This is a genomic window from Micromonospora sp. NPDC049151 (assembly GCF_040648395.1).
Lineage (GTDB): Bacteria > Actinomycetota > Actinomycetes > Mycobacteriales > Micromonosporaceae > Micromonospora.
This window is the reverse complement of record NZ_JBEZDP010000009.1, coordinates 177,154-201,508: the sequence shown is the minus strand read 5'-3', so window position 1 is coordinate 201,508 and position 24,355 is coordinate 177,154. Positions and strand designations below refer to the sequence as shown.

The 24,355-nt window shown below is 72.9% G+C and carries 23 protein-coding genes and 1 riboswitch; of the genes, 11 read left to right on the top strand and 12 right to left on the bottom strand.

All coding sequences use genetic code 11. The features are described from left to right. Positions 1-88: 88 nt before the first annotated feature. From AB0B20_RS13690 to AB0B20_RS13680, 3 genes are all read right to left on the bottom strand, one after another. Complete coding sequence (locus AB0B20_RS13690; protein ID WP_357388494.1) at positions 89-889, bottom strand: energy-coupling factor transporter transmembrane component T; 801 nt, start codon at positions 887-889, stop codon at positions 89-91. After that, positions 886-2,319, bottom strand: a complete 1,434-nt coding sequence (locus AB0B20_RS13685; RefSeq protein ID WP_357470621.1) for an ABC transporter ATP-binding protein — start codon at positions 2,317-2,319, stop codon at positions 886-888. The genes AB0B20_RS13690 and AB0B20_RS13685 overlap by 4 nt, the downstream gene beginning before the upstream one ends. Before the next feature lie 117 nt (positions 2,320-2,436). Next, positions 2,437-3,027, bottom strand: a complete 591-nt coding sequence (locus tag AB0B20_RS13680) for an ECF transporter S component (RefSeq protein WP_357388498.1) — start codon at positions 3,025-3,027, stop codon at positions 2,437-2,439. Between the two features lie 75 nt (positions 3,028-3,102). Then, a riboswitch (TPP riboswitch) is annotated at positions 3,103-3,209 on the bottom strand. Positions 3,210-3,285: 76 nt separating this feature from the next. Here AB0B20_RS13680 and AB0B20_RS13675 point away from each other — a divergent pair. The 4 genes from AB0B20_RS13675 to AB0B20_RS13660 all read left to right on the top strand — a co-directional run bounded on the left by AB0B20_RS13675 (position 3,286) and on the right by AB0B20_RS13660 (position 7,542). Continuing rightward, on the top strand, positions 3,286-4,122 hold the full coding sequence (locus AB0B20_RS13675) for an alpha/beta hydrolase (protein WP_357470619.1): 837 nt from the start codon (positions 3,286-3,288) through the stop codon (positions 4,120-4,122). Continuing rightward, on the top strand, positions 4,119-4,868 hold the full coding sequence (locus AB0B20_RS13670; protein WP_357470616.1) for an SIS domain-containing protein: 750 nt from the start codon (positions 4,119-4,121) through the stop codon (positions 4,866-4,868). The genes AB0B20_RS13675 and AB0B20_RS13670 overlap by 4 nt, the downstream gene beginning before the upstream one ends. A gap of 89 nt (positions 4,869-4,957) precedes the next feature. Further along, the gene (locus AB0B20_RS13665) at positions 4,958-5,461 is read left to right on the top strand and encodes a DUF6328 family protein (protein ID WP_357388504.1); all 504 of its coding nucleotides are present in this window, start codon (positions 4,958-4,960) and stop codon (positions 5,459-5,461) included. Positions 5,462-5,568: 107 nt separating this feature from the next. After that, positions 5,569-7,542, top strand: a complete 1,974-nt coding sequence (locus AB0B20_RS13660) for an acyl-CoA dehydrogenase family protein (protein ID WP_357470613.1) — start codon at positions 5,569-5,571, stop codon at positions 7,540-7,542. 78 nt (positions 7,543-7,620) lie between these two features. Here the strand turns inward: AB0B20_RS13660 and AB0B20_RS13655 are convergent, their stop codons facing one another. The 6 genes from AB0B20_RS13655 to AB0B20_RS13630 form a co-directional block, all read right to left on the bottom strand. Beyond that, positions 7,621-8,226, bottom strand: a complete 606-nt coding sequence (locus tag AB0B20_RS13655) for a hypothetical protein (protein WP_194802331.1) — start codon at positions 8,224-8,226, stop codon at positions 7,621-7,623. Between the two features lie 52 nt (positions 8,227-8,278). Further along, the gene (locus AB0B20_RS13650; RefSeq protein ID WP_357388508.1) at positions 8,279-8,581 is read right to left on the bottom strand and encodes a metalloregulator ArsR/SmtB family transcription factor; all 303 of its coding nucleotides are present in this window, start codon (positions 8,579-8,581) and stop codon (positions 8,279-8,281) included. Between the two features lie 43 nt (positions 8,582-8,624). Beyond that, positions 8,625-9,500 carry a metal ABC transporter permease gene (locus tag AB0B20_RS13645; protein ID WP_357388510.1) on the bottom strand — a complete coding sequence of 292 codons (876 nt, stop codon included), beginning with the start codon at positions 9,498-9,500 and terminating at the stop codon, positions 8,625-8,627. Position 9,501: 1 nt separating this feature from the next. Further along, positions 9,502-10,266 (bottom strand): metal ABC transporter ATP-binding protein, encoded by a 765-nt coding sequence (locus tag AB0B20_RS13640; RefSeq protein WP_357388512.1) that lies wholly within the window; start codon positions 10,264-10,266, stop codon positions 9,502-9,504. Next, a complete protein-coding gene (locus tag AB0B20_RS13635; protein ID WP_357388514.1) occupies positions 10,263-11,207 on the bottom strand; it encodes a metal ABC transporter substrate-binding protein in 945 nt (314 codons plus the stop codon). Before AB0B20_RS13635 ends, AB0B20_RS13640 begins: the two co-directional genes overlap by 4 nt. Positions 11,208-11,289: 82 nt before the next feature. Beyond that, positions 11,290-11,553, bottom strand: coding sequence for a DUF6703 family protein (locus tag AB0B20_RS13630; RefSeq protein ID WP_355512794.1), 264 nt, complete (start codon positions 11,551-11,553; stop codon positions 11,290-11,292). A gap of 27 nt (positions 11,554-11,580) precedes the next feature. Here AB0B20_RS13630 and AB0B20_RS13625 point away from each other — a divergent pair, with 27 nt between their 5' ends. The 3 genes from AB0B20_RS13625 to AB0B20_RS13615 all read left to right on the top strand — a co-directional run bounded on the left by AB0B20_RS13625 (position 11,581) and on the right by AB0B20_RS13615 (position 13,983). Next, positions 11,581-11,922 carry an antibiotic biosynthesis monooxygenase family protein gene (locus AB0B20_RS13625; RefSeq protein ID WP_357388516.1) on the top strand — a complete coding sequence of 114 codons (342 nt, stop codon included), beginning with the start codon at positions 11,581-11,583 and terminating at the stop codon, positions 11,920-11,922. A gap of 94 nt (positions 11,923-12,016) precedes the next feature. Further along, the gene (locus tag AB0B20_RS13620; protein ID WP_357388531.1) at positions 12,017-12,490 is read left to right on the top strand and encodes a hypothetical protein; all 474 of its coding nucleotides are present in this window, start codon (positions 12,017-12,019) and stop codon (positions 12,488-12,490) included. A 113-nt stretch (positions 12,491-12,603) separates the two neighbouring features. Then, positions 12,604-13,983 (top strand): glycine--tRNA ligase, encoded by a 1,380-nt coding sequence (locus AB0B20_RS13615; RefSeq protein ID WP_194802327.1) that lies wholly within the window; start codon positions 12,604-12,606, stop codon positions 13,981-13,983. A gap of 65 nt (positions 13,984-14,048) precedes the next feature. On the opposite strand, the gene AB0B20_RS13610 is transcribed toward AB0B20_RS13615, so the two are convergent. Then, positions 14,049-15,011: a type IV toxin-antitoxin system AbiEi family antitoxin domain-containing protein gene (locus AB0B20_RS13610; RefSeq protein WP_357388670.1), complete on the bottom strand. Its 963-nt coding sequence runs from the start codon at positions 15,009-15,011 to the stop codon at positions 14,049-14,051. A gap of 178 nt (positions 15,012-15,189) precedes the next feature. Between AB0B20_RS13610 and dusB the strand changes: the two genes are divergently transcribed. After that, positions 15,190-16,353, top strand: a complete 1,164-nt coding sequence (gene dusB, locus AB0B20_RS13605) for a tRNA dihydrouridine synthase DusB (protein ID WP_357388668.1) — start codon at positions 15,190-15,192, stop codon at positions 16,351-16,353. Between the two features lie 60 nt (positions 16,354-16,413). Here dusB and AB0B20_RS13600 read toward each other — a convergent pair whose 3' ends face one another. Next, positions 16,414-17,067, bottom strand: a complete 654-nt coding sequence (locus tag AB0B20_RS13600) for a C39 family peptidase (RefSeq protein WP_357470610.1) — start codon at positions 17,065-17,067, stop codon at positions 16,414-16,416. 662 nt (positions 17,068-17,729) lie between these two features. Next, complete coding sequence (locus tag AB0B20_RS13595; RefSeq protein ID WP_357388664.1) at positions 17,730-19,559, bottom strand: family 20 glycosylhydrolase; 1,830 nt, start codon at positions 19,557-19,559, stop codon at positions 17,730-17,732. Positions 19,560-19,871: 312 nt separating this feature from the next. On the opposite strand from AB0B20_RS13595, the gene ppdK reads away from it, so the two are divergent. From ppdK to AB0B20_RS13580, 3 genes are all read left to right on the top strand, one after another. Then, on the top strand, positions 19,872-22,580 hold the full coding sequence (ppdK, locus tag AB0B20_RS13590; RefSeq protein WP_357388662.1) for a pyruvate, phosphate dikinase: 2,709 nt from the start codon (positions 19,872-19,874) through the stop codon (positions 22,578-22,580). Between the two features lie 115 nt (positions 22,581-22,695). Continuing rightward, the gene (locus tag AB0B20_RS13585) at positions 22,696-23,049 is read left to right on the top strand and encodes a VOC family protein (protein ID WP_357388660.1); all 354 of its coding nucleotides are present in this window, start codon (positions 22,696-22,698) and stop codon (positions 23,047-23,049) included. A gap of 57 nt (positions 23,050-23,106) precedes the next feature. After that, entirely contained in the window at positions 23,107-24,342 is a 1,236-nt protein-coding gene (locus tag AB0B20_RS13580; protein WP_357388658.1) for a deoxyguanosinetriphosphate triphosphohydrolase, read from the top strand. Positions 24,343-24,355: the final 13 nt, after the last annotated feature.

Here is a 24,355-nt window from a genome sequence, read left to right as displayed (position 1 = left end):
CCGGCCCGGTTGATCATGAGGTTGGCGGCGATAAACCCGGCAACCGGTGCCGTCAACTTCATGGTCAACGGCGCGGATAGGGGAGGGGTCAGCCGATCAAGGGGCGGAAGGTGCCCAGGGCGATGCTTGTGGCCAGGGCGGCGGCAGCCAGGGCGGCGGCGCCTGCGACCAACAGCGCGTCGGCGGCGGTGAAGCGCTGCGGGCGTGCCACAGTGCGCGGGGTACCCGCGTCGAAGCCACGGGCGTCCATCGCCACGGCGAGCCGCGTACCCCGCCGGATCGCGCCGACCAGCAGCGTGAACGCGGTGGACGCGAACAGCCGCAGCTTGGCCAGCGGGTTGCGGCCGGCGTCCACGCCGCGGGCCCGCCGGGCCATGCTGATCATCCGCCACTCCTGCTCCAGCAGCGGCACCATCCGGAAGGCGGCCAGCGCCCCGATGGCGAACCGGGCGGGCGCCTTCGCGTTCTGGATCAGCGCGTCGGCCAGGTCGGTGGGGTCGGTGGTGGCGAACACGACGACGCCGGGCAGCGCCACGGCGAGCATCCGCAGCACCAGGCCCAGCGCCGTGACGAGCACGCCCTCGGTGACCAGGACCGGGCCGGCCTCGACGAGCACCCGGCCGGAGCGGTCGGCGGCGAAGAGCACCAGCGTGACCAGGATGCCGACGGCACCGGCGAGCAGCGGCCAGGCCCGCCGGGCGAGCACCCGGTAGCGGACGCCGAACAGCGGCAGCACCGCGAGTTCGACGGCGATGGCGACGGCCGGGGCGACCGGGTCGAGCGTCGCCACCAGGATGACTGTGAAGACCAGCGCGGCGGCCAGCTTGGCCACCGGGTTGCGCCGGGCCAGCGCCGCACCGGGCGCGGCGACCGGTTCGAGGTCGATCACGGGACCACCCCGGCGGAGGAGCGGTCCACTGTGAGCGTGCGGTCGGCCAGCGCGGCCACGAAGTCCGCGTCGTGGGTCACCGCGACCACACCGTGCCCGGCGTCGCGCAGCCCGGCCAGCAGGTCGACCAGCTCCAGCCAGGTGCGCCGGTCCTGGCCGAACGTCGGCTCGTCGCAGATCAGCAGGCGGGGCGCGGTGGCCAGGGCCGTCGCCACGCTCAGCCGCCGCGCCTCACCACCGGAGAGGGTGTACGGGTTGGCGCCGGCCAGCCGGTCCAGCCGCAGCCGGTGCAGCAACTCGTCCACGGTGGCGGTCACCGCCGTCTCGGGCTGCCCGGTGCGGCGCGGGCCGAGCGCCAGCTCGTCGCGGACGGTGGCGGTGACGAACTGGTGCTCCGGGTCTTGGAACACCGACCCGATCCGGCGTACCAGCGCGGGCGCCCGCCAGCGGTGCGGGGGAGTGCGCGCGTCCCGCCCGGCCAGTTCCGCCGACGCGGTGACCGCGCCCGTTCCGGGTCTCAGCAGGCCGCCCAGGAGCAGCGCCAGCGTCGACTTGCCCGCACCGTTGGGGCCGAGGACGGCGAGCGCCTCGCTGGCGCGTACCCGGAGGTCGGTGGGGTTCAGCCGGGGCGGCAGGCCGAGCCGCTCCGCGGTGAGCAACACGTCGCCGGGCGGCGCGGCCGCGTGCCGGGGTGGCGCGACGTGGCCGGGTACCCAGACCCCGGCGGCGGCCAGCGTGTCGCCGTGCGCGGCGAAGACCACGTCGGGTGGCCCGTCGGCGCGCACCCCGCCGCCGGGTTCGAGCACCACGACCCGGTCGACGAGCGGCAACGCCTCGGTGACCCGGTGCTCGACCAGGATCATCGTGGTGTCCGGGTCGAGCGCGTCCGCGACGGCCCGACGGATCAGGGCGGCGCCGGCCGGGTCGAGGTTGGCGGTGGGCTCGTCGAGCAGCAGCAGGCCGGGGCGCAGCGCGAGCGTGCCGGCCAGCGCCAGCCGCTGCTGCTCGCCGCCGCTGAGCGCGGCGGTCGGGCGGTCCCGGGGGTACGGGAAGCCGGCCCGGTGCAGCGCCTCGTCGACGCGGGCCCAGATCTCGTCGGCCGGTACGCCGCGGTTCTCCAGCCCGAACGCGACGTCGTCGCCGGAGCGGGCCATCACGAGCTGGGTCTGCGGGTCCTGGAACAGGATGCCGACGCGCTCGCGGGCCTTACGCGGATCGAGCCCGTCGATCTCGACGGTGCCCTCCTGCTCGCCGGAGTCCTCCGGCAGCAGCCCGGCCAGCGCGGCCAGCAGGGTGCTCTTACCGGCCCCGGAGGGCCCGAGCAGCAGCACCCGCTCGCCGCTCTCCACCCGCAGATCCACCCCACGGAGAGCCCAGCGCCGACGTCCCCCGTGCCGCCACCCGAACCCCCGCAGCACCACCCCGCTCACCCCCCCACCACCCCTCTCCCGCCCCAGCCTGCGTGATCAAGGAGTTCGCGTCCGGAAAACCGTGCCCGGCGGACGCGAACTCCTTGATCACCGGGGTGGGTGGGGTGGTGCGAGCCGTCAGACCAGGGCTCGGTCGCGGCCGGCGGGGAAGCGGTCCAGGACGCCGGTGTTGGCCAGGGCGCGGGTGAGGATGTGCGCGCCGAAGCCGGCGACGATCGTGGCGCTGACGATCGTGATCAGCGCGTACGGGAGGCGGTAGGAGGCGAAGTCGAGCGCCTTGTTCCAGTAGACGAAGTCGAAGATGGCCGCACCGAGGCCGGTCATCGCACCGGCCAGCACCGCCACCGGCAGCTTGAACGAGCGGTACCGGAACGCCGCGAAGGCCAGCTCGGCACCGATGCCCTGCATCAGGCCCTGGAGGATCACGATCCCCGCCCACTGGCTGCCCAGCAGGGCGGAGACGATCGCGGCCACCGTCTCGCAGTACAGGGCGGCGCCCGGCTTGCGGATGATCAGGCCGGCGAGCACCGCCGGGATCAGCCACACGCCGTAGAGCACGGCCTGGGCCGGCGGGAAGAACGCGAACGCCGCGTCGGTGGCGCTCCAGAGCAGGCCCCAGGCCCAGAACACGACGCCGAAGGCGACGGCGATGACCGAGGCGACGACGATGTCGACGGTACGCCAGCGGTTGCTGTCGGTGTGGTTCACGGTTGGCTCCCAGTTCGTCGAGGTGAACCAGGAGAAGACGCACGCCGCGCCCGGTGGTCACCGGACGGCGACGCGGCTGGAGGTCGACCGAACTCCCTGCGCTGGCATTACCCAGATCAGGTTCGAGGGTCTGCGGGCACCGGCCCGCACTCTCAGCGCTGTGCGCTCCCCTGTCGGATGTGAAGTTGTCTCGTCGCAGACGCTAGCACCGACAATGGGCCCCGGCCCAGCAGGGCGAGTGTCGGTATGGTGGCGATCATGCTGGTGGATGCGCGGGGACTGACGTTCGAGGTACGCGCCGGCGGCCCCGGGGACGGTGACCCGGTCCTGTTGCTGCACGGCTTCCCGCAGCACTCCGGCGAGTGGGACGCGGTCACGCCCGCGCTGCACGCCGCCGGGCTGCGCACGTACGCGCCCGACCAGCGCGGCTACTCGCCCGGCGCGCGGCCGGCCGACGTCGGGGCGTACCGGATCCCGGAGCTGGTGGCCGACGCGGCGGCCGTGCTCGACGCGCTCGGGGTGACGCGTGCCCACGTGGTCGGCCACGACTGGGGCGCGATCGTCGCGTGGGGCCTGGCGGCGGCGCACCCGGAGCGGGTGCGGACGCTGACCGCGGTGTCGGTGCCGCACCCGGCCGCGATGGGGCACGCGCTCGCCACCGACCCGCGGCAGAAGGTCAAGTCCGCCTACATCACGTTGTTCCGCAAGCCCGGTATGGCGGAGAAGGTGCTCCTGGCCCTGAACGCCACCGCGCTGCGCAGGCTGCTCAGCGGGGTGGGCGACGCCGGCGCGGTGGCCCGGTACGCCGAGCCGATGCGCGAGCCGGAGGCGTTGACGGCGGCGCTGAACTGGTACCGCGCGATGACCGGGGCGGACATGAAGGCGGTCGCCCCGGTCGGGGTGCCCACCACGTTCGTCTGGAGCGACAAGGACGTGGCGATCGGCCGGACGGCGGCGCAGGCCTGCGCCGCGCACGTCACCGGCGACTACCGGTTCGTGACGCTGTCCGGGGTCAGCCACTGGATCCCGGACGAGGCGCCCGGCCCGCTGGCCGAGGCGATCCTCGCCCGGTGTGCGGAAACGGAGGAAGCATGACGGTGAGCGCCGAGGCGTACCTGGCGGTGGTGACCGAGACCATCGGCCGGGTCGCCGCCGAGCAGCGACGCAACGTGGCCGCCGCGGCCGACCTGATCGCGGCGGCGGTGAGCGCCGACGGGGTGGTGCACGCGTTCGGCACCGGGCACTCCGAGGCGCTGGCCATGGAGATCGCCGGGCGGGCCGGCGGGCTGGTGCCCACCAACCGGATCGCGTTGCGTGACCTGGTGCTCGTCGGCGGCGACCCGGTCGACGTGCTCGGCCCGAAGCTGGAACGCGACCCGGCGGTGGCGCACCGCCTCTACGAGCTGGCGCCGATCCGGCCGCAGGACGTGTTCGTGCTCGCCTCGAACTCGGGCGTGAACGGGGCGATGGTCGAGTTCGCGTCCATCGTGAAGGAACGCGGGCACGGCCTGGTGGCGATCACCTCGGCGCGGCACTCGGCCCGGATGACCTCGCGGCACCCGTCCGGCCGCAAGCTCGCCGACTTCGCCGACGTGGTACTGGACAACGGCGCCCCGTACGGCGACGCCACGCTGCCGCTGCCCGGTGGCGGCGCGGTCGGCGCGGTCTCCTCGATCACCGCCGCGCTGCTCGCCCAGCAGATCGTCGCCGAGGTGGTGGCCCGGCTGGTCGCGGCGGGGCAGCGCCCGCCGGTCTACCTGTCCGCGAACATCACCGGCGGCGACGAGCACAACGCCGAACTCGAAGCCCGGTACGCGGGCCGGATCCGCAGGGGTTCCTGAGCCGGTTTCGTAATCATCCGTACGGGGCACAGGCGGTGCGCCGGTGGGCGTTTCCCGCCGGCCGTGCCGTCTCCCGGGGAGGTCCGCGAGTGTCGAAGGAATCCGAGAAGCAGCGCTGGCAGCGCAACTTCGCCGATCTGTTGCAGGAGCTGCGGGTCGCGCAGACCGGCGTGCAGATCCTGTTCGCCTTCCTGCTGACGCTGCCGTTCAGCGCCGGGTTCGACCGGACCACCGAGTTCCAGCGCGACATCTACATCCTGGCGCTGCTGACCGCCGCCGCGTCCGCCGCCATGATCATCTCTCCGGTGGCGTTCCACCGGGCGCTGTTCCGCCAGGGACGCAAGCCGGAACTGGTCCGCTTCGCCCACCGGATGGCCACCGGCGGCCTGTTCTTCATGCTCATCGCGATGGTCAGCTCGGTCCTGCTGGTCTCCGACTTCGTACTCGACCGGCCGATCGCGTTCCTGCTCAGCGCGCTCACCGGCCTGTGGTTCCTGATCTTCTGGGCGATCCTTCCGTTCAGCCGCCGCAACTGGGGTGAGGACGACATCGACGACGAGGACGACGACCCGCAGACGCTCACCGGCGGCTGACCGTCCGCCAAATCGGACGTGCACGCGGCGCTACCCCTGGGTAACACCCGGGGGTAGCGTCGTTTCGTCGAACGCGTCGACGCAGCCGGACCGACGAGGAGGCAGCCGTGACCACGACACACAACAGCCGGCCCGAGTCACCCGACGGCGCGGGGCCGCTGCCCACCGAGGCGGGCCGGGTCTCCGAGAAGGAGGCCCGCCAGGTCGCCGAGGCGGCCCGCGAGTCGGCCTGGGACCGGCCCAGCTTCGGCAAGGAACTGTTCCTCGGCCGGTTCCGGCTCGACCTGATCGACCCGTGGCCCCGCCCCGACCCGGCCGAGGTGGCCCGCGCGGACGAGTTCCTCGGCGCGCTGCGCGCGTACCTGACGTCCGAGGTGGACGGCGAGGCGATCGAGCGGGACGCCCACATCCCCGACGAGGTGTTCCACGGCCTGGCCGGGCTGGGCACGTTCGGCATGAAGATCGACCGGAAGTACGGCGGGCTCGGGCTGAGCAACCTGCACTACTGCCGGGCGCTGATGCTCGTCGGTTCGGTGAACCCGGCGGTCAGCGCGCTTCTCTCCGCACACCAGTCGATCGGCGTGCCGCAGCCGCTGAAGATGTTCGGCACGCCCGAGCAGAAGGAACGGTTCCTGCCCCGGCTCGCCGCCGGTGAGGTCTCCGCGTTCCTGCTCACCGAGCCGGACGTCGGCTCCGACCCGGCCCGGCTCGCCACCACCGCCGAGCCCACCGCCGACGGCACCGGCTACCGGCTCAACGGGGTGAAGCTCTGGGCCACCAACGGCACACTCGCCACCCTGCTCGTGGTGATGGCCCGGGTGCCGGCCGGCGAGGGGAGGCGCGGCGGCATCACCGCGTTCGTGGTGGAGGGCGACAGCGACGGCATCACCGTCGAGCGGCGCAACTCCTTCGTCGGGCTGCGTGGCCTGGAGAACAGCCTCACCCGGTTCCACGACGTCTTCGTGCCGAAGGAGAATGTGATCGGCGGTGAGGGCAAGGGCCTGAAGATCGCACTGACCACGTTGAACACCGGCCGGCTCTCGCTGCCGGCCATGTGCGTCGGCGCCGGCAAGTGGGCGCTGAACGTGGCCCGGGAGTGGGCGGCGGACCGGGTCCAGTGGGGCCGCCCGGTGGGCGAGCACGAGGCGGTGGCGAAGAAGCTGTCCTTCATCGCCGCCACCACGTACGGCATGGAGTCGATGCTCGACCTGTCCTGCATGCTCGCCGACGACGACCGCAACGACATCCGGATCGAGGCGGCGCTGGTCAAGCTCTACGCCAGCGAGATGGCCTGGCGGATCGCCGACGAGCTGATCCAGATCCGCGGTGGCCGCGGCTACGAGACGGCCGACTCGCTGGCCGCCCGTGGGGAACGGCCGGCCGCCGTCGAGCAGCTCCTGCGCGACCTGCGGATCAACCGGATCTTCGAGGGCTCCACCGAGATCATGCACCTGCTGATCGCCCGCGAGGCGGTCGACGCGCACCTGTCCGTCGCGGGCGACATCATCGATCCCGACGCCGGGCTGGGCCGCAAGGCCAAGGCGGGCGCGCGGGCCGGCGCCTTCTACGCGAAGTGGCTGCCCACGCTGGCCGTCGGCAAGGGGCAGACGCCCGGGGCGTACCAGGAGTTCGGGCCGCTGGCCGGGCACCTGCGCCACGTCGAGCGGACCTCCCGCAAGCTGGCCCGGTCGACGTTCTACGCGATGTCCCGCTGGCAGGGGAAGATGGAGCGCAAGCAGGCGTTCCTCGGCCGGGTGGTGGACATCGGCGCGGAGCTGTTCGCGATGAGCGCGGTCTGCGTCCGGGCCTACGCCGAGCGCGACGCGCACCCGGAGAACGTCGAGCTGGCCGACCTGTTCTGCCGGCAGGCGCGGCTGCGCGTCGACGAGCTGTTCACCGGCCTGTGGTCGAACACCGACTCGGTGGACGTGGCCGCAGCCAAACGGATCGTCGCCGGCCGGTACGCCTCGCTGGAGGAGGGCGTGGTCACCCCGCCGGCCGACCTGCCCTGGGTGGCCCGCTGGGAACCCGGCCCGTCCACCGGGCCGGACGTCCGCCGCCGCATCCCGCCCACCGGCTGACCGGACCGCCCGGCGGCCGTGCCGCCCGGTCGGCCGCCTGGGTGCGGCCGACCGGGTGCGCGGACCGCGCGGCACACCTCACCGGCCGCCGCGCAGCCCCAGTTCGCGCAGCTCCAGCGCGGCGAGCGCGTCGACTGTCGCGTCGTCGCCGCGCCGCCACGCCTCGGCGACGTCGGGCGCGATCCGGGTCAGCTTCGACAGCGGCTGACCGGCCAGCGCGCGCAGCGCCAGCAGGTCCCGGCCGGCCGGCACGCCGGCCAGGGCCTTGGCCGCGCCGGCCCGGCGCATCCAGCGCAGGCGCAGCGGCAGCCAGCCGAACAACACCAGGCCGAGCGGGAACACCAGCACCGCGACGGTCAGCCCGAGCGCGAGCTGCCCGACCAACTCCTGCTGGTCGCGGCCCGCCTCGGCGACCGCGCGGGCGGCGTCGGCGGCCCGGGTGAACGGCGCGGTCAGCTCGTCGCCGACGATCGGCACCCGGCCGACCTTGCCGCCGGCGTCGGCCAGGTTGTCGGCGAGTCCACCGCCGGCCCCCTCCAGCTTCTGCCCGGGTACGGCGAGCTTCTCGACCACGTCGTGCAGCCACAGCGCGAAGCGGATCGCCGCGTACACCCAGACGACAACGAGCAGGTCGGTGAGGAACTGGCGGACGGCGGTGGGAAAACGGTCGGCGTAGATCTTCACGCCGGACAGCGTCCCACGACACGGGCGCGTCGGCACCTGGCCGATTTCCCGCTCAGTGCGACCCTTCGCCGGCGTGACTGACCGCGTCCCTGACGATGTGGGCCACGTGGTCGTCGACGAGCGCGTACGCGATCTCCCGGCCGCGCCGCGACCCGCGCACCACCCCGGCGCCGCGCAGCACCCGCAGGTGCTGGGAGACCAGCGGCTGCGGGGCGCCGAGCTTCTCGACCAGCTCGTGCACGCAGCGCTCGCCCTCGGCCAGCTCGCTGACGATCGCGAGCCGGATCGGGGCGGAGAGCGCGCGCAGCAGGTCACCTGCACCCTCGAAGGCGTCGTACCCGTTCGTGCCGGTCACCCTGTAACGGTAACCAATCCCAGCTGCGCCGGCGGGCAGGGCCTCATCCCAGCAGCACCTCGTGCTCGGCCGGCTCGGGCGGCGGCGTGGACCGGTCGGCCCGCACCCGCCGCCGCACCGCCCGCAGACCGGCCGCGGCGATCGCCACCAGCAGGAACGAGCCGATCGCCACGATCACCACCGAGGCGCCGGGCGCCGTGTTGGCGGTCGCCGCCACCCAGACGCCGGTGCCGGCGGCGAACACGCCCAGCGCCATGGCCGCCGTCATGGTGGACCGGAAGCCCCGGGTCACCTGCTGCGCGGTGGCCACCGGCACGACCATGAGCGCGCTGATCAGCAGCACCCCGACCGCCCGCATGGCGATGGTCACGGTGACCGCGGTGCCGACGGCGATGACCAGGTTCAGCGTCCGCACCGGCAGGCCGGACACACGCGCGTACTCCTCGTCGTGGCAGACCGCGAACAGCGCCGGGCGCAGCACCAGCATGGTCACCAGCAGCACCGCGCCGAGCACGCCGATGGTGACCAGGTCGCCCGGCGAGGTGGTGGTCAGCGACCCGAACAGGTACGCGTTGAGCGACCCGCTGCTGGCGTCGGAGAGCCCGACCAGCATCACGCCACCGGCGATGCCGCCGTAGAACAGCAACGCCAGCGCGAGGTCGCCGGAGGTGCGCCCGTACGCGCGGACCAGCTCGATCACGATCGCGCCGAGCGTCGCCGCGATCACCGCCACCAGCACGGGGGAGCGGTTGAGCAGCAGTCCCGCGCCGACGCCGGTGAGCGCCACGTGCCCGAGCCCGTCGCCGATCAACGCCAGCCGGCGCTGCACCAGGTAGATGCCGAGCGCCGGGGCGGCCAGCCCGATGATCAGCGCGCCGACCAGGGCGCGGAGCATGAAGTCGTACTGGAAGAGATCCATCTCAGATGCCTGTCCAGAGCCGGGCGGGCTCCTCGTCGCAGTGCGGGTGCACGTGCTCGTGGTCCGGGTCGGCGTGGTGGCCGGCCGGCTCCGGCACCGCGCCGTCGTGGGCGATCCCGCCCTGGTGCACCACCACGGCCCGGCTGATCAGCGGGCGCAACGGGCCCAGCTCGTGGGCGACGAGCAGCACCGTGCCGCCGCCGTCGCGGAACCCGCGCAGCGCCTCGGCGAACGCCTCCTGGCTGGCCGCGTCCACCCCGGCGGTCGGCTCGTCGAGCACCAGCAGCTCCGGCCCGCCGGCCAGGGCGCGGGCGATCAGGGTGCGCTGCTGCTGGCCGCCGGAGAGCGTGGACACCGGGTCACCGGCCCGGTCGGCGAGCCCGACCGCGTCCAGCGCCGCCGTCACCGCCTCCCGGTCCGCGCGCCCGGCGGGCCGCAGTACGCCCCGGCGGGCCAGCCGCCCGGACGCCACCACCTCGCGCACCGTCGCTGGTACTCCGCTGCCCGCGCCGAGCCGCTGCGGCACGTACCCGATGCGGTGCCACTGCCGGAAGCGGCGCTGCGGCGTGCCGAAGAGGGTGACCGACCCGGCACCGACCGGCACCAGGCCGAGCGCGGCGCGCACGAGCGTCGACTTGCCGGAGCCGTTGGCGCCGAGCACGGCGACCACCTCTCCGGAGGTCACTGTCAACGAGACGTCACGCAGCACCGGGCGGCCGTCGTAGCCGACCGTGGCGTGCGCGATCTCGATCACGGGTGGGGTCATGAGCAGTCCAGAGCGGTTCGCAGGGTCTGCAGGTTGGCGCGCATCGCGGAGAGGTAGTCGCCCTCGGCGGGCGGGCCCTCCAGCGGGTCCAGCATCGCGGTCTTCGCCCCGACCTCGCGCGCGATGGTCTCGGCGACCTTCGGGCTGACCCGGCTCTCGAAGAAGATCGTCCCGGCCTGGTGCTCCCGGGCCTCCTTCGCGACCTCGGTGAGCCGCTGCGGGGACGGCTCGGTCTCCGGAGTGAGCCCGCTGATGCCGATCTGCTCCAGCCCGTAGCGCTCGGTCAGGTAACCGAACGCGGCGTGGCTGGTCACCACCTCCCGGCGCTGGCAGGTGCGCAGGCCGTCGGCGTACTCGGTGTCCAGCTTCGTCAGCTCGGTGCGCAGCGCGCCGGCGCGGGCGGTGTAGTCGGCGGCGTGGTCCGGGTCGGCCTTGCCGAGGCGCTCGGCGAGCCTGTCGCCGATGGTGGCGAGCCGGGTCGGGTCGAGCCAGACGTGCGGGTCCTTGCCGCCGCCCTCGTCGGAGTGCCCGGCCTCGCCGTCGTGGTCGTGGTCGTGCCCGCCGGCGGCGTCCCGCAGCGGCGTGACGCCCGCCACGTCGAACGCGCGGTCACCCCCGTTCTGCTCCACCGCCTCGTCCACCGCCGGCTGGAAGCCGCCGAGGTAGACGACCACGTCGGCGTCGACGATCTGGCCGACCTGCCGCGGGTTGAGTTCCAGGTCGTGCGGCTCGGCGCCGGGCTTGGTCAGGTTGCTGACCGCGACCGTGTCGCCGCCGATCCGCTCGGCCAGGAACTGGAGCGGGTAGAACGCGGCCACCACGCCCACCCGGCCCGGCTCGCTCGCGCCGCCCGTGCCGTCCGCGCAGGCGGTCAGGCCGGCGGTGGCGAGCAGGGCGGTGGCGGCGGCGATCAGGGTACGGCGAGGTGCGCGAACGGTCATGGGCTCAACTGTCCGCGACAACGAAAACTATTGTCAAAAACGCATGATTGCATGTCAGCGCAGGTCAGCTCGGCTTCTCCGGTCAGCCGACCATGAGCTTCGCCAGCGCCACCGCGATCAACAAGGTGAGCATCACCAGCCGGAGCAGCCGGGTCGCCGGGGCCTGCACCGGCCAGGTGACGGACATCAGCCAGACCAGCCCGCCGGCCAGCACGAGCAGCAGGACGCCGCCCGCCGGGCCGGGCGCGAAGAGGCCGACAAGCACCAGGGCCAGCACGGCCAGGAACACCGCCGTCGGGTTGAGCCGTGCCAACCGGGACAGCACGGGACTCTGCGTACGCTGCATGCCACAAACTCTACGAGGAGGAACGCCGTGCTGGTCACCAACCGGTTCGTGGTGGAAGCCGAAACGGTGGACGAGTTCACCCGGGAGGCGCACGCCGCGCTGGCCGCGCTCGCCGCCCGCCCCGGCTACCTGCGCGGCGAACTGCTGCGCGCCCTCGACGACCCGGACCACTGGCTCCTGGTCACCGAGTGGGAGTCGGTCGGGGCGTACCGGCGGGCGCTGGGCGGCTTCGACGTCAAGGTCACCGCCGTGCCGTTGCTCGCCCGATCGGTGGACGAGCCGTCGGCGTACGAGACGCTCGCCAGCGCTGCTCCCGAGGGGGAGATCGTCGTCGTCGCCAGCGATCGTGCCGCAGGTCCGTACCGCTGAGTGCCGGGGCACTACCCTGGCGCGTATGACCGCTCCCGGACCGGCCGCGCCACCCCCGCCAGCAGTTCCGCCCGCGCCGCCGGCGGACCCCGGGGTGCCCGCGCCGCCGCAGGGGCCCGGCGTCGCGCCGCCGTTCGCCGCCCCGCCCACAGAGGGCGGGCGGACCCGGCTCTGGCTCGGCCTCGGCGCGGGCGCGCTGGCGGTGCTGATCTGCTGCGGTGGAGGCGGCGCGGCGGTGGTCGGCCTGGCGGTGAGCAACGCCCAGGCGATCGGCGAGCAGGGCCGGGCGGTCACGAACGACTACTACCAGGCGCTCGTGGCCCGGGAGTGGTCGAAGGCGTACGACACGCTCTGCGAGGACATCCGGAGGCAGGAGCCCCGGCGCGAGTTCGAGCGGCGGGTCGCCGCCGAGCCGCAGATCTCCGGCTACCGGGTGGGCGAGGTCGACCTCGCCACGCTCACCGTGCCGGTGGACGTCACGCTCGCCGGCGGCCGGCGGGAGGCGCAGACCGTGACACTCGCGCCGGACCAGCAGTCGGGCGGCGTGGAGGTCTGCGGGGTGAGCTGACCGGCCCCCGGTATTCTGCTGGGCTCGGGACGGACACGGTCGTACCGTTGTCCCGAACAGCCCGGTTCCATCCATCTCAACCGCGCCGACCGCCAGCCGGCGTAGGAGGAAACATGCCAGCCGACCGTATCGACGCCGTCACCAGCCTCGCCAAGCGCCGGGGCTTCGTCTTTCCCTCAAGCGAGATCTACGGGGGCACCCGGTCGGCGTGGGACTACGGTCCGCTCGGCGTCGAGCTGAAGGAGAACGTCCGCCGGCAGTGGTGGCGGACCATGGTGCAGCAACGCGACGACGTCGTCGGCCTCGACTCGGCGGTCATCCTGGCCCGCAAGGTCTGGGAGGCCAGCGGCCACATCGCCGAGTTCGTCGACCCGCTCACCGAGTGCCAGTCCTGCCACAAGCGGTTCCGGGCCGACCACCTGGAAGAGGCGTACGAGGCCAAGCACGGCAAGCCGCTGACCTCGCTGACGGAGCTGAACTGCCCCAACTGCGGCAACAAGGGCACCTTCACCGAGCCGAAGATGTTCAACGGCCTGATGAAGACCTACCTGGGCCCGGTGGAGAGCGACGAGGGCATGCACTACCTGCGCCCGGAGACCGCCCAGGGCATCTTCGTCAACTACAAGAACGTCGAGACGGTCGCCCGCAAGAAGCCGCCGTTCGGCATCGCGCAGACCGGCAAGTCGTTCCGCAACGAGATCACCCCCGGCAACTTCATCTTCCGGACCCGCGAGTTCGAGCAGATGGAAATGGAGTTCTTCGTCGAGCCCGGCACCGACGAGCAGTGGCACGAGTACTGGCTTCAGGAGCGCTGGAACTGGTACCTCGACCTCGGCCTGTCCGAGGAGAACCTGCGCTTCTACGAGCACCCCAAGGAGAAGCTCTCCCACTACTCGAAGCGCACCGTCGACATCGAGTACCGGTTCCGGTTCGGCGGCAGCGAGTTCGCCGAGCTGGAGGGCATCGCCAACCGCACCGACTTCGACCTGTCCACGCACAGCAAGCACTCCGGCGTCGACCTGTCGTACTTCGACCAGGGCAAGGGCGAGCGCTGGATGCCGTACGTGATCGAGCCGGCCGCCGGCCTCACCCGCGCGGTGCTGGCGTTCCTGCTGGAGGCGTACGACGAGGACGAGGCGCCGAACACCAAGGGCGGCGTGGACAAGCGCACCGTCATGCGCTTCGATCCGCGGCTGGCCCCGGTCAAGGTCGCCGTGCTGCCGCTGTCGCGCAACGAGGCGCTGTCGCCGAAGGCCAAGCAGCTCGCCACCGACCTGCGCAAGCGCTGGGTGGTCGAGTTCGACGACTCGCAGGCGATCGGCCGCCGCTACCGCCGGCAGGACGAGATCGGCACGCCGTTCTGCGTCACCGTCGACTTCGACACGCTCGACGACAACGCGGTGACCGTCCGCAACCGCGACACCATGGCCCAGGAGCGGGTGTCGCTGGACCAGGTCGAGCGCTACCTGATCGAGCGCCTCCCCGGCTGCTGACCGCGTGTAAGGAAGGGCCCCTTCTTAACGCCTCGCGTAGAGAAGGGGCCCCTTCTTAACACCCCTCATCCGGGGGAGATCGGCTCCGCCCGTACGCCGGTCCCGGCGCCCAGCCCGCGCCGGGCCGCGTACGCGTCCTCCACCGTGCGCCGCACGCGGCCCGGCTCCCTGCGGATCTGCGCCGGCGTGAAGTGCAGGATGAGCACCCCGTAACGGCTCAGCTCGTTGTGCCGGTCCAGCGTCCGCGCCCAGTCGGCCGGGCTGAGGTGGTACTCCCGCGAGTCGACCTCCAGCGCCACCGCGCAGTCGGCGAGGTAGCCGTCCGGCGTCGGCAGGCGGGTGCCGTCGGCCGCCGACAGCCGCGGGTTCCACAGGATCCGGCCGAGCACGCCGCTGCCGCCCAGACACTCCCGCAGCTCCGTCTCCGGCGCGGAGCGGGCCCCGTCGGTGATCTCCGCGAATGCCTTCCGGATCAGGGCGGTGCGGCTGCGCCGGGCCCGGCGGATCTCCGCGTCCAGGCTGTCCAGGTCGGTGAAACCGCGCTGCACGGCCTCCGCCACCGTCGCCCGTACCGGCCGCAGCTGGCGCAGGTCGCGGGCGGCGTCCACGACCGCCCGGGCCGGTGAGCACACCGGGTACAGCGCGGTCCGCCGGGCCCGCGGATCAAGCTCCAGAGCCCGCGCGATCACCGCGTGACCGGCCGAGCGGCGCCGCACGTGGTGCGGCAGGACCAGGTGTACGTCAGTGCTGCGCGGACTGTGCCGGAAGCCGTACCAGACCAGGGCGGCCAGGCCGGTGAGCTGCGCGTCGGCGCCCGCGTAGAGCGCCGCTGAGATGCGCCGTTGCTCGTCGGTGAGGGTGCCGGTGACGAGTGCGTACGTGGCCGGCAGCACGCGCTGCCACAGGCCGCGCCGGGTCTGCCGGTACAGGTACATGTCGTCGTATCCGACGCCGAGCAGCTGCGTCCGCGTGACGATCTGCTGCTGGCGCTCGGCCAGGTCGCTGAGTTCGGGTGGCTGTTCGCGCATGCCCGGCAGCCTGCGGGCTCGACCGCTGCTCCTCCTGCCCGTGCGCCCGGCCTGTGGACAGCCGCCCCGGTTGTGGAGAACGCCCGCCGGACGGGCCGGCTGTGATATGCGCCCTGTTAAAAAGGGGCCCGTGCTCTACCGGAGACGTTAAGAGGGGGCCCTTCCTTACACTTGTGCGGTGACTGCTCCGACGCTGCCCGCGCTGACCATCAGCCCGCACCAGGTGTGGCCGCCGGTGGTGCTCGCGCCGATGGCCGGGATCACAAACGTCGGCTTCCGCCGGCTCTGCCGTGAGCAGGGCGGCGGCATCTACGTCTGCGAGATGATCACCACCCGCGCGCTCGTCGAGCGGAACCCGAAGACGCTGCGCATGATCGCCTTCGGCGCCGAGGAGCACCCCCGCAGCCTCCAGCTCTACGGCACCGACCCGGAGATCACCGCCGCCGCCGTGCGGATCGTGGTCGAGCGCGATCTCGCCGACCACATCGACCTGAACTTCGGCTGCCCTGTGCCCAAGGTGACCCGCCGTGGCGGCGGCTCGGCCCTGCCGTGGCGCCGCCGGCTGTTCGCCCGGCTGGTCAAGGCCGCGGTGGACGCCGCGTCACCCGCCGGAGTGCCGGTCACCGTCAAGATGCGCAAGGGCATCGACGACGACCATCTGACGTACGTCGAGGCGGGGCTGGCGGCCCAGGACGCGGGCGTCGCGGCGGTCGCCCTGCACGGGCGTACGGCAGCGCAGCGCTACTCCGGCACCGCCGACTGGGACGCCATCGCCACGCTCAAGTCGGCGCTCGACGTGCCGGTGCTCGGCAACGGCGACATCTGGGAGGCCGACGACGCGCTGCGGATGGTCGCGCACACCGGCGTGGACGGCGTGGTGATCGGGCGTGGCTGCCTGGGCCGGCCGTGGCTGTTCGCCGACCTGGAGGCCGCGTTCAACGGCAGTGCCGGGCGGCGGCTACCGAGCCTCGGCGAGGTGGCGGTGACCATGCGGCGGCACGCCGAGCTGCTGGTGGAACAGTTCGTGGCGGGCGCCCGGAACCCGGCCCGGGGCGAGCGGGACGGCTGCACCGACTTCCGCAAGCACGTCGCCTGGTACCTGAAGGGCTTCCCGATCGGCAGCGAGCTGCGCCGCTCACTTGCCATGATCGAGAGCCTGGCGCAGCTGGACGACCTGCTCGGCAAGCTCGACCCGGCCGTACCGTTCCCGGTGGAGAACCTCGGCCAGCCGCGTGGCCGCACCAACTCCCCGGGCAAGGTGTTCCTGCCCGACGGGTGGCTGGCCAGCCGCGACGACGACACCCCGCCGGACGGCGCCGAGCTGGACGACTCCGGCGGCTGACCCGGATATGACGAAGGGCCCGACCCCCGTTGGGGTCGGGCCCTTCGTCATGTCGTTCGGTCAGGAGCTGTAGCCGCGGCTGGCGATCCAGCGGGCGAGCTCGTCGACGTCCATTCGGTAGGAGGCCTGGTTCGGGTTGGCCGAGTCGGCGATCGTCACGACCTTGCCGTTGTCGCGGTAGCCCACGACGCTGATGTAGTGGCCGCCCTCGAAGGAGTGGGTGTTGCCGTCGGTGTCGGTGGCGGTGCCGGCGATGTTGGCGACCACGGCCCGGCCGTCGTCGACGGTCTTGACCACGTCGGCACGCAGCTTGTCGACCTTGTCCCGGTCGCGGGCCTTGTCCACGGGGATCTCGGTGGACTTGTAGACGTCCTTACCGGTCTCCTTGTTCAGCACCGGGGTGATGTCGTTGATGGAGTTGGTGCCGGACTCGGTGGTGCCCATCTCCTTGGCCATGGCGTGCACGTCGATGTTCTTGCCCTGCACGCTCAGGGCGTTACGCGCGGCGGCCGGGCCGCAGAAGTAGAAGTTGGGCTGGGCTTCGTAGCGCACGTCCAGCTCCCGCTCGCCGTGCTTGCGGTCGGTGGTGACCTGCGCGGCGGCGCGCTCGGCCGGGGTGGCCTGGGCGGCGATGGCGGGACCGGCGATGCCACCAGCGGTGGCGGCGATACCGGCGACGGTCAGAGCGGTCTTGCGCAGCAGAGTGGTAGCCATGATCAGTTGCCTCTCTGTCGGGGGTACGCGGCAATGGGGGATGCCGCGAATAGAGATCAGGTGGCCCGGTATGTGCGTCGGGCCGGTGGCTCGCTCGGGCGGCCAGGGGGACGGCCTGCTCCGGCGGCTCGGGGATGCAACGACCGGGGACCCGGGGTCATTCCCGGCGCGCGTCGCCCGGTCTTACTGCTCGACAGGCGCTGTCGGCCTGCTCCGGCGGCGGGATCCGTCGGCCTGCTCGACGGCCCGGTGATGTAACGACCGGCGTCCCGGCCTGATTCCCGGACCGAGGGGCGGGGCGGTCGGCGGGTGCGGCGCGGTCTGCCATGTACAACGCCCCGCACCCACCCCCGATTCCACCCGACCGGTGACCCCGACCACCCCGATTCCGGACACCAACCCCGTCGAGGCTGCCCCGGGCTCCGCCCCCGCCGCCCCAAGGGCTCCCTCCCTCCCCCCACCCCGGTGATCAAGGAGTTTGTGTCCGGCGCGCGGCCTCGAACGGACACAAAATCCTTGATCACCGGACCGATGGGGGTGAGTCGTGATGGTGCCGAATGTCGGTTTCTGGGATGGGGCGTCGATCATGAAGTTGGTGGTGCCTGGTTTGTCGCCGTCTACTTCATGATCGATCGGCTTGGGGTCGGCGGGGCCGGGGGCGGTTAGGGGGTGGTGGTTGGGGTGGGGGTGGGGGTGGGCTGGGTGGGGATGTGGGGGGCGGTTGAGGGCCAGGGGATCTCGGGGGAGGGGTGGAAAGTGATGCCGGCAGCCGCCCAGCGTGGGCCGTGGCCGGCGAGCCGGCTGCGGAACCGGGACCAGTCGTGCGTCTCGCGTGGCGACCAGCCCAGTTCGGCGACGGCGGGCAGGCGCGGGAAGAGCATGTACTCGACCTCGGCCGGCGTCGAGACCGACTCGGTCCAGAGCGGCGCCTCCACGCCCAGCACGGCCTCTGCCGGTACGCCCCGAACATGGGTGCCCGGATCCCACTCGTACGCCCGGCGTACGTCGATCAGACCGGCCCAGTCGTGCCCGATCGGGGTGTCCGGGGCGTACTTCATGTCCAGGTACGCGTGGTTGCCGGGGGAGAGGATCAGCCGAGCGCCCCGGCGTACCGCGTCGGCGGTCTCCGGGTCGTCGCCGTTCGTGCCCCACCACTGCAGGACGCGCCCGTCGACGTGCTCGGCCGGGGCGAGCTGGTGCCAGCCGACGACGGTCTTGCCGGTGGCGGCGACCAGCCGCTGCGCCCGCGCCACGAAGGCGCGGTAGCTGTCGGCCGGCACCTTGAACGCCTCGTCGCCGCCGAGGTGCAGCCACGGCCCGGGCGTCAGCGCGGCCACCTCGCCGACCACGTCCGCGACGAAGTCGTACGTCCGCTCGTCGGCGGGGTCGACGTAGCTGAACCCGACCTCGGTGCCGGTGTACGGCGGCGGCCCGATCTTGCCGGGTGCCAGTTCGGGGTACGCGACGAGCGCCGCGTTGGTGTGGCCCGGCAGGTCGATCTCGGGCACCACTGTCACGTGGCGGCGGGCGGCGTACGCGACGATGCGGCGGTAGTCGTCACGGGTGTACCAGCCGCCCGGGCCGCCGCCGACCTCGGTCGCGCCGCCGACCTCGGCGAGCCGGGGCCAGGAGTCGACCGCGATCCGCCAGCCCTGGTCGTCGGTGAGGTGCAGGTGCAGGTGGTTGAGCTTGTAGCGGGCCAGGTGGTCGACCACCCGCAGGACGTCCTCGACGCCGAAGAAGTGGCGGGCGACGTCGAGCATGGCGCCCCGGTAGGGGAAGCGCGGCCGGTCGACGATGGTGCCGCCGGGCACCGCCCAGCGCGCGGCGACAGCGGTCGGGCTCTCGATCGGCGCGGGTAGCAGCTGCCGCAGCGTCTGCGCCCCGTGGAACAGCCCGGCCGGGTTGACGGCGGTGATCCGCACGCCGTCGGCGGTCACGTCGAGCCGGTAGCCCTCGTCGCCGAGGGCTGCGCCGTCCGGCTCGCCGGAGCCTGTCGCCGCCTCGGGACCGGGAGCCGCCGGCGACAGCGTGAGCGTCAGCGGGCCGCCCTCGGGGGCGTCGGCGACCGGGAGCGGGAAGCCGGTGGCCGGGCGCAGCCAGGCGGCGAGCTGTTCGGCCACGTCCCGGCCGGCGGGACTGACCCGCAGCACCGCGTCCGCGCTCAGGGTGAAGTCCGCCGCCGGGTCCGGGACCACCCGCTCGGGCGCCGGCACCACGTCGTCGAGACGGACCGGCGCCGCTGCGGCGAGCGCGCCGTCGGCCCGGCTCGCGGCGACCCGCGCCAACTCGGCGGCGGGTGCCGGCACGCCGGGCAGCCCTGCATCCGCCGCGACGTCGGCCGACGGTCCCGCATCGGCGGATGCCGCGACGCCGGCGGGGGCCGCCGCGCCGGACGGCGACATCGCGGGTACGTCACCGGAAGACGTGCTGGCAGGACGGGTGGCGGTCGGCTCCGGACCGGTCTCCGGGGCGGTGGGGGTGGTCGGCACGGCGACAGCTCCGAGGGGTGTATTCGCGCGGGATATGGCAAAGGTGAGGATCCGCGAGACGCAGTGACGTCAAGAGTACGAGAGGAAGCGGAATTGCGTGATCGTGCTCGTGGAAGCGTTCCCAAAAACCCGTACGAACGCGGATTGTGGTGACCGTTGTGCCGAAAGTCACCGAACGCTCCCAGGTTTCGCGAAGTTCGCCTAGCCTTCGGCCCACCGACGCTGACGAGCCGGGATTACCGGTGGTCACTACCGGGGTATGTCCGAACTGAACCTTCGTTAAGTGTCAATGGCGCGCGTGGGAGGGCTCTGGTGGCAGCGCACGATTCGGTCGAGCAGAAGTACGTCTACGACTTCGCCGAGGGCAACAAGGATCTCAAGGATCTGCTCGGCGGCAAGGGGGCCAACCTGGCCGAGATGACGAACCTCGGCCTGCCGGTCCCGCCCGGCTTCACGATCACCACCGAGGCCTGCAAGGCGTACCTGACGACCGGGCGCGAGCCGGACGGCCTGGCCGCGCAGATCGAGGCGCACCTGGAGTCGCTGGAACGCGAGATGGGCCGGCGCCTCGGCGACCCGGACGACCCGCTGCTGGTCTCGGTACGCTCCGGCGCCAAGTTCTCCATGCCGGGCATGATGGAGACCGTCCTCAACGTGGGCCTCAACGACCGCAGCGTGGTCGGCCTGAGCAACCAAGCGGGTGGGAACGACAGGTTCGCCTGGGACTCCTACCGCCGCCTGATCCAGATGTTCGGCAAGACGGTCTGCGAGGTGCCGGGCGAGGAGTTCGAGCACGCGCTGGACGAGATCAAGCATGCCAAGGGCACGCACAACGACCTCGACCTGGACGCCGACGACCTGCGCGGGCTGGTCGACGCGTACAAGAAGATCTTCGCCAAGCACACCGGCCGCGAGTTCCCGCAGGAGCCGCGCGAGCAGCTCGACCTCGCCATCCGCGCGGTCTTCGACTCGTGGAACGCGGAGCGGGCGATCCTCTACCGCCGCCAGGAGCGCATCCCTGCCGACCTGGGCACCGCCGTCAACGTGGTGGCGATGGTGTTCGGCAACCTCGGTCCCGACTCCGGCACCGGCGTCGCGTTCACCCGCGACCCGGGCAGCGGCGCGCAGGGCATCTACGGCGACTACCTGGCCAACGCCCAGGGCGAGGACGTGGTGGCCGGCATCCGCAACACCGTGCCGTTGCAGGAGCTGGAGCAGCTCGACAAGACCTCCTACGACCAGCTGCTCGGCATCATGGCCCGGCTGGAGGAGCACTACAAGGACCTCTGCGACATCGAGTTCACCATCGAGCGCGGCAAGCTCTGGATGCTGCAGACCCGGGTCGGCAAGCGCACCGCCGCCGCCGCGTTCGTCATCGCCGGGCAGCTCGTCGACGAGGGCCTGATCGACCTGGACGAGGCGCTGCACCGGGTCAACGGCGCGCAGCTCGCCCAGCTGATGTTCCCGCGCTTCCAGCTCGACCACGGGTTCGAGGCGGTGGCCAAGGGCATCGGCGCCTCACCGGGCGCCGCGTCCGGCAAGGTCGTCTTCACCTCGGCCCGGGCGGTCGAGCTGGCCGCCGAGGGCGAGGCGGTGATCCTGGTCCGCCGGGAGACCAACCCGGACGATCTCAACGGCATGATCGCCGCCAAGGGCATCCTCACCTCCCGGGGCGGCAAGACCAGCCACGCCGCCGTGGTGGCCCGCGGCATGGGCAAGACCTGCGTCTCCGGCGCCGACGAGCTGGACGTGAACGTGCCGGCGAAGAAGTTCACAGTGGGCGGGCACGTGGTGAACGAGGGCGACGTGATCTCGGTCGACGGCACCACCGGCAAGGTCTACCTCGGCGAGGTGCCGGTCATGCCGTCCGAGGTGGTGCAGTACTTCGAGGGCGAACTCGACCCGGAGGACGTCGACGACGCGCTGGTCCGCGCCGTACACCGGATCATGACGCACGCCGACGCCACGCGGCGGCTGCGGGTACGCACGAACGCCGACACCGGCGCGGACGCGGCCCGGGCGCGGCGCTTCGGCGCCGAGGGCATCGGCCTGTGCCGCACCGAGCACATGTTCCTCGGCGACCGGCGCGAACTGGTCGAGCGGCTCATCCTGGCCTCCGGCCCGCAGGAGCGGGAGGACGCGCTCGCGGCGCTGCTGCCGCTGCAGCGGGCCGACTTCATCGAGATCTTCCGCGAGATGGACGGCCTGCCCGTCACCGTGCGGCTGATCGACCCGCCGCTGCACGAGTTCCTGCCCCCGCTGGAGCAGCTCGCGGTGAACGTCGCGGTGGCCCAGGAGCGCGGCGAGGACGTCGCCAAGGAGGAGGCGCTGCTCGCCGCCGTGCGGCGGATGCACGAGGAGAACCCGATGCTGGGCCTGCGCGGCGTCCGGCTCGGCCTGGTCATCCCGGGCCTGTTCGCCATGCAGGTCCGCGCGATCTCCGAGGCCGCCGTCGCTGTCGTCCGCGACGGCGGCAAGGCCTGCCCGGAGATCATGGTGCCGCTGGTCGGCGCCGTGCAGGAGCTGGAGACGGTACGCACCGAGGCCGAGCGGATCATCGCCGAGGTGGTCGGGGACAGCGGCGTCGAGGTGCTGATCGGCACGATGATCGAGGTGCCCCGGGCGGCGCTGACCGCCGGGCAGATCGCCGAGGCGGCCGAGTTCTTCTCCTTCGGCACCAACGACCTGACCCAGATGGGCTGGGGCTTCTCCCGCGACGACGTGGAGGGCGCGTTCTTCTGGCGCTACCTGGAGCTGGGCATCTTCGGCATCTCGCCGTTCGAGTCGATCGACGCCGACGGCGTCGGCCGGCTGGTGCGCATCGCCGCCGAGGAGGGCCGGGCGGCCCGGCCGGGGCTGAAGCTCGGCGTCTGCGGCGAGCACGGTGGCGACCCGGACTCGGTGCACTTCTTCCACTCCGTCGGCCTGGACTACGTCTCCTGCTCGCCGTTCCGGGTGCCGGTGGCCCGGCTGGAGGCCGGTCGCGCAGCCATCACCACCACCGGTTCGGACTCCCGCTGAGGAGGCGCGGGGCCGCCGGTGTTCGCCGGCGGCCCCGCGTACGCCCGACGCGCCTTTCCGGTCTCCTCGGCGTAACCTGAGCTTCCGCCACGTGTCGATCAGGAGGGGTGGGCGCATGACCGCCGTCTGGGAGAACCTGACCATCGACGCCCGGGACCCGTCCCGGCTCGCCAGTTGGTGGGCGGAGGCGCTCGGCTATCAGGTGATCACCGACAAGCCGGACGAGGTGGAGATCCGCCGCACGCCCGACACCTCACCCGGTCTCGTCTTCGTCCCGGTCGCCGGGCCGAAGGAGGGAAAGAACCGGCTGCACATCGACCTGCGACCGGCCGACATGGAGGCCGAGGTGGAGCGCCTCGTCGACATGGGCGCGCGGCACGTCGACATCGGCCAGGGAGACGTGGAGTGGACGGTGCTCGCCGACCCGGAGGGCAACGAGTTCTGCGTGTTGCGGGAGCGCGAGGGGTGAGCCGGTTTTGCGAGCCCCGCAGTCGCGACCTCCGGCCGTTGCGCCAACGCGGCAGCGGTGACCGGGGCTGACGACGCGGCGCGGCTGGTCGGCGAGGCGCCCAAGGACACCGGGTACGGCCGGTCGCCGTTCGAGCGGGACCGCGCCCGCGTGCTGCACTCGGCGGCGTTCCGCCGGCTCGCCGCGAAGACACAGGTGCACGTCGCCGGGACGAACGACTTCCTGCGTACCCGGCTGACCCACTCGCTGGAGGTCGCGCAGATCGCCCGCGAGATGGGCGCCCGGCTGGGCTGCGACCCGGACGTGGTGGACACCGCCGGGCTGGCGCACGACCTGGGCCACCCGCCGTTCGGGCACAACGGGGAGTACGCGCTGGACGAGCTGGCCGCCTCCTGCGGCGGCTTCGAGGGCAACGCGCAGACGCTGCGGGTCCTCACCCGGCTGGAGGCGAAGGTGTTCGCCCCGGACGGGCGCTCGGCCGGGCTGAACCTGACCCGGGCCGGGCTGGACGCGGTGAGCAAGTACCCGTGGCCCCGCCGGCCCGGCGAACGCAAGTTCGGCGTGTACGCCGACGACCGCCCGGTCTTCGACTGGCTGCGCGAGGGCGCCCCGCCCGGCGACCGGCGCTGCCTGGAGGCCCAGGTGATGGACTGGGCCGACGACGTGGCGTACTCGGTGCACGACGTCGAGGACGGCATCCACGGCGGGTACGTCGACCTGCGCCCGCTGCTGGCCGACCCGGACGAGCGGCGGGCGCTCTGCGCCGACGTGGCGGCCACCTACTCCGGTGAGGCGCCGGAGGACCTGGGTGAGGTGCTGGGCGAGCTGCTCGCCGATCCGGTGCTCGCCCCGCTGGCGGCGTACGACGGCAGCCACCGTGCCCTCGCCGCCCTGAAGGCCACCACGAGCGTGCTCACCGGCCGGTTCGTCGCCGCGGTGGTGGCCGCCACCCAGCAGCGCCACGGTCCCGGCCCGCACCGCCGCTACCAGGCCGACCTGGTGGTGCCGCGCCGGATCCGGGCGCAGTGCGCGCTGCTCAAGGGCGTGGCGCTGCGGTACGTGATGCGCCGCCCCGGCGCGGAGGAGCGCTACGCGCGGCAGCGGGACGTGCTGGCCGGGCTGGTCGCGGCGCTGCTGGACCGGGCGCCGGACGGGCTGGACCCGATGTTCGCGCCGCTGTGGCGGGACGCGCCGGACGACGCCGCGCGGCTGCGCGTGGTGATCGACCAGGTCGCCTCGCTCACCGATCCGGCCGCGCTGGCCTGGCACGCCCGCCTGGTGCCACCGAGCTGACGGAGCCGCCGAC

Bases quoted from the DNA above. Each gene is read 5' to 3' on its own strand.
- AB0B20_RS13635 (WP_357388514.1), bottom strand. From the start codon at position 11,207: ATGACCGTTCGCGCACCTCGCCGTACCCTGATCGCCGCCGCCACCGCC.
- AB0B20_RS13585 (WP_357388660.1), top strand. From the start codon at position 22,696: ATGACCGCCGTCTGGGAGAACCTGACCATCGACGCCCGGGACCCGTCC.
- AB0B20_RS13615 (WP_194802327.1), top strand. From the start codon at position 12,604: ATGCCAGCCGACCGTATCGACGCCGTCACCAGCCTCGCCAAGCGCCGG.
- AB0B20_RS13640 (WP_357388512.1), bottom strand. From the start codon at position 10,266: ATGACCCCACCCGTGATCGAGATCGCGCACGCCACGGTCGGCTACGAC.
- AB0B20_RS13600 (WP_357470610.1), bottom strand. From the start codon at position 17,067: ATGGCTACCACTCTGCTGCGCAAGACCGCTCTGACCGTCGCCGGTATC.
- AB0B20_RS13675 (WP_357470619.1), top strand. From the start codon at position 3,286: ATGCTGGTGGATGCGCGGGGACTGACGTTCGAGGTACGCGCCGGCGGC.
- AB0B20_RS13645 (WP_357388510.1), bottom strand. From the start codon at position 9,500: ATGGATCTCTTCCAGTACGACTTCATGCTCCGCGCCCTGGTCGGCGCG.
- AB0B20_RS13610 (WP_357388670.1), bottom strand. From the start codon at position 15,011: ATGCGCGAACAGCCACCCGAACTCAGCGACCTGGCCGAGCGCCAGCAG.
- AB0B20_RS13630 (WP_355512794.1), bottom strand. From the start codon at position 11,553: ATGCAGCGTACGCAGAGTCCCGTGCTGTCCCGGTTGGCACGGCTCAAC.
- AB0B20_RS13670 (WP_357470616.1), top strand. From the start codon at position 4,119: ATGACGGTGAGCGCCGAGGCGTACCTGGCGGTGGTGACCGAGACCATC.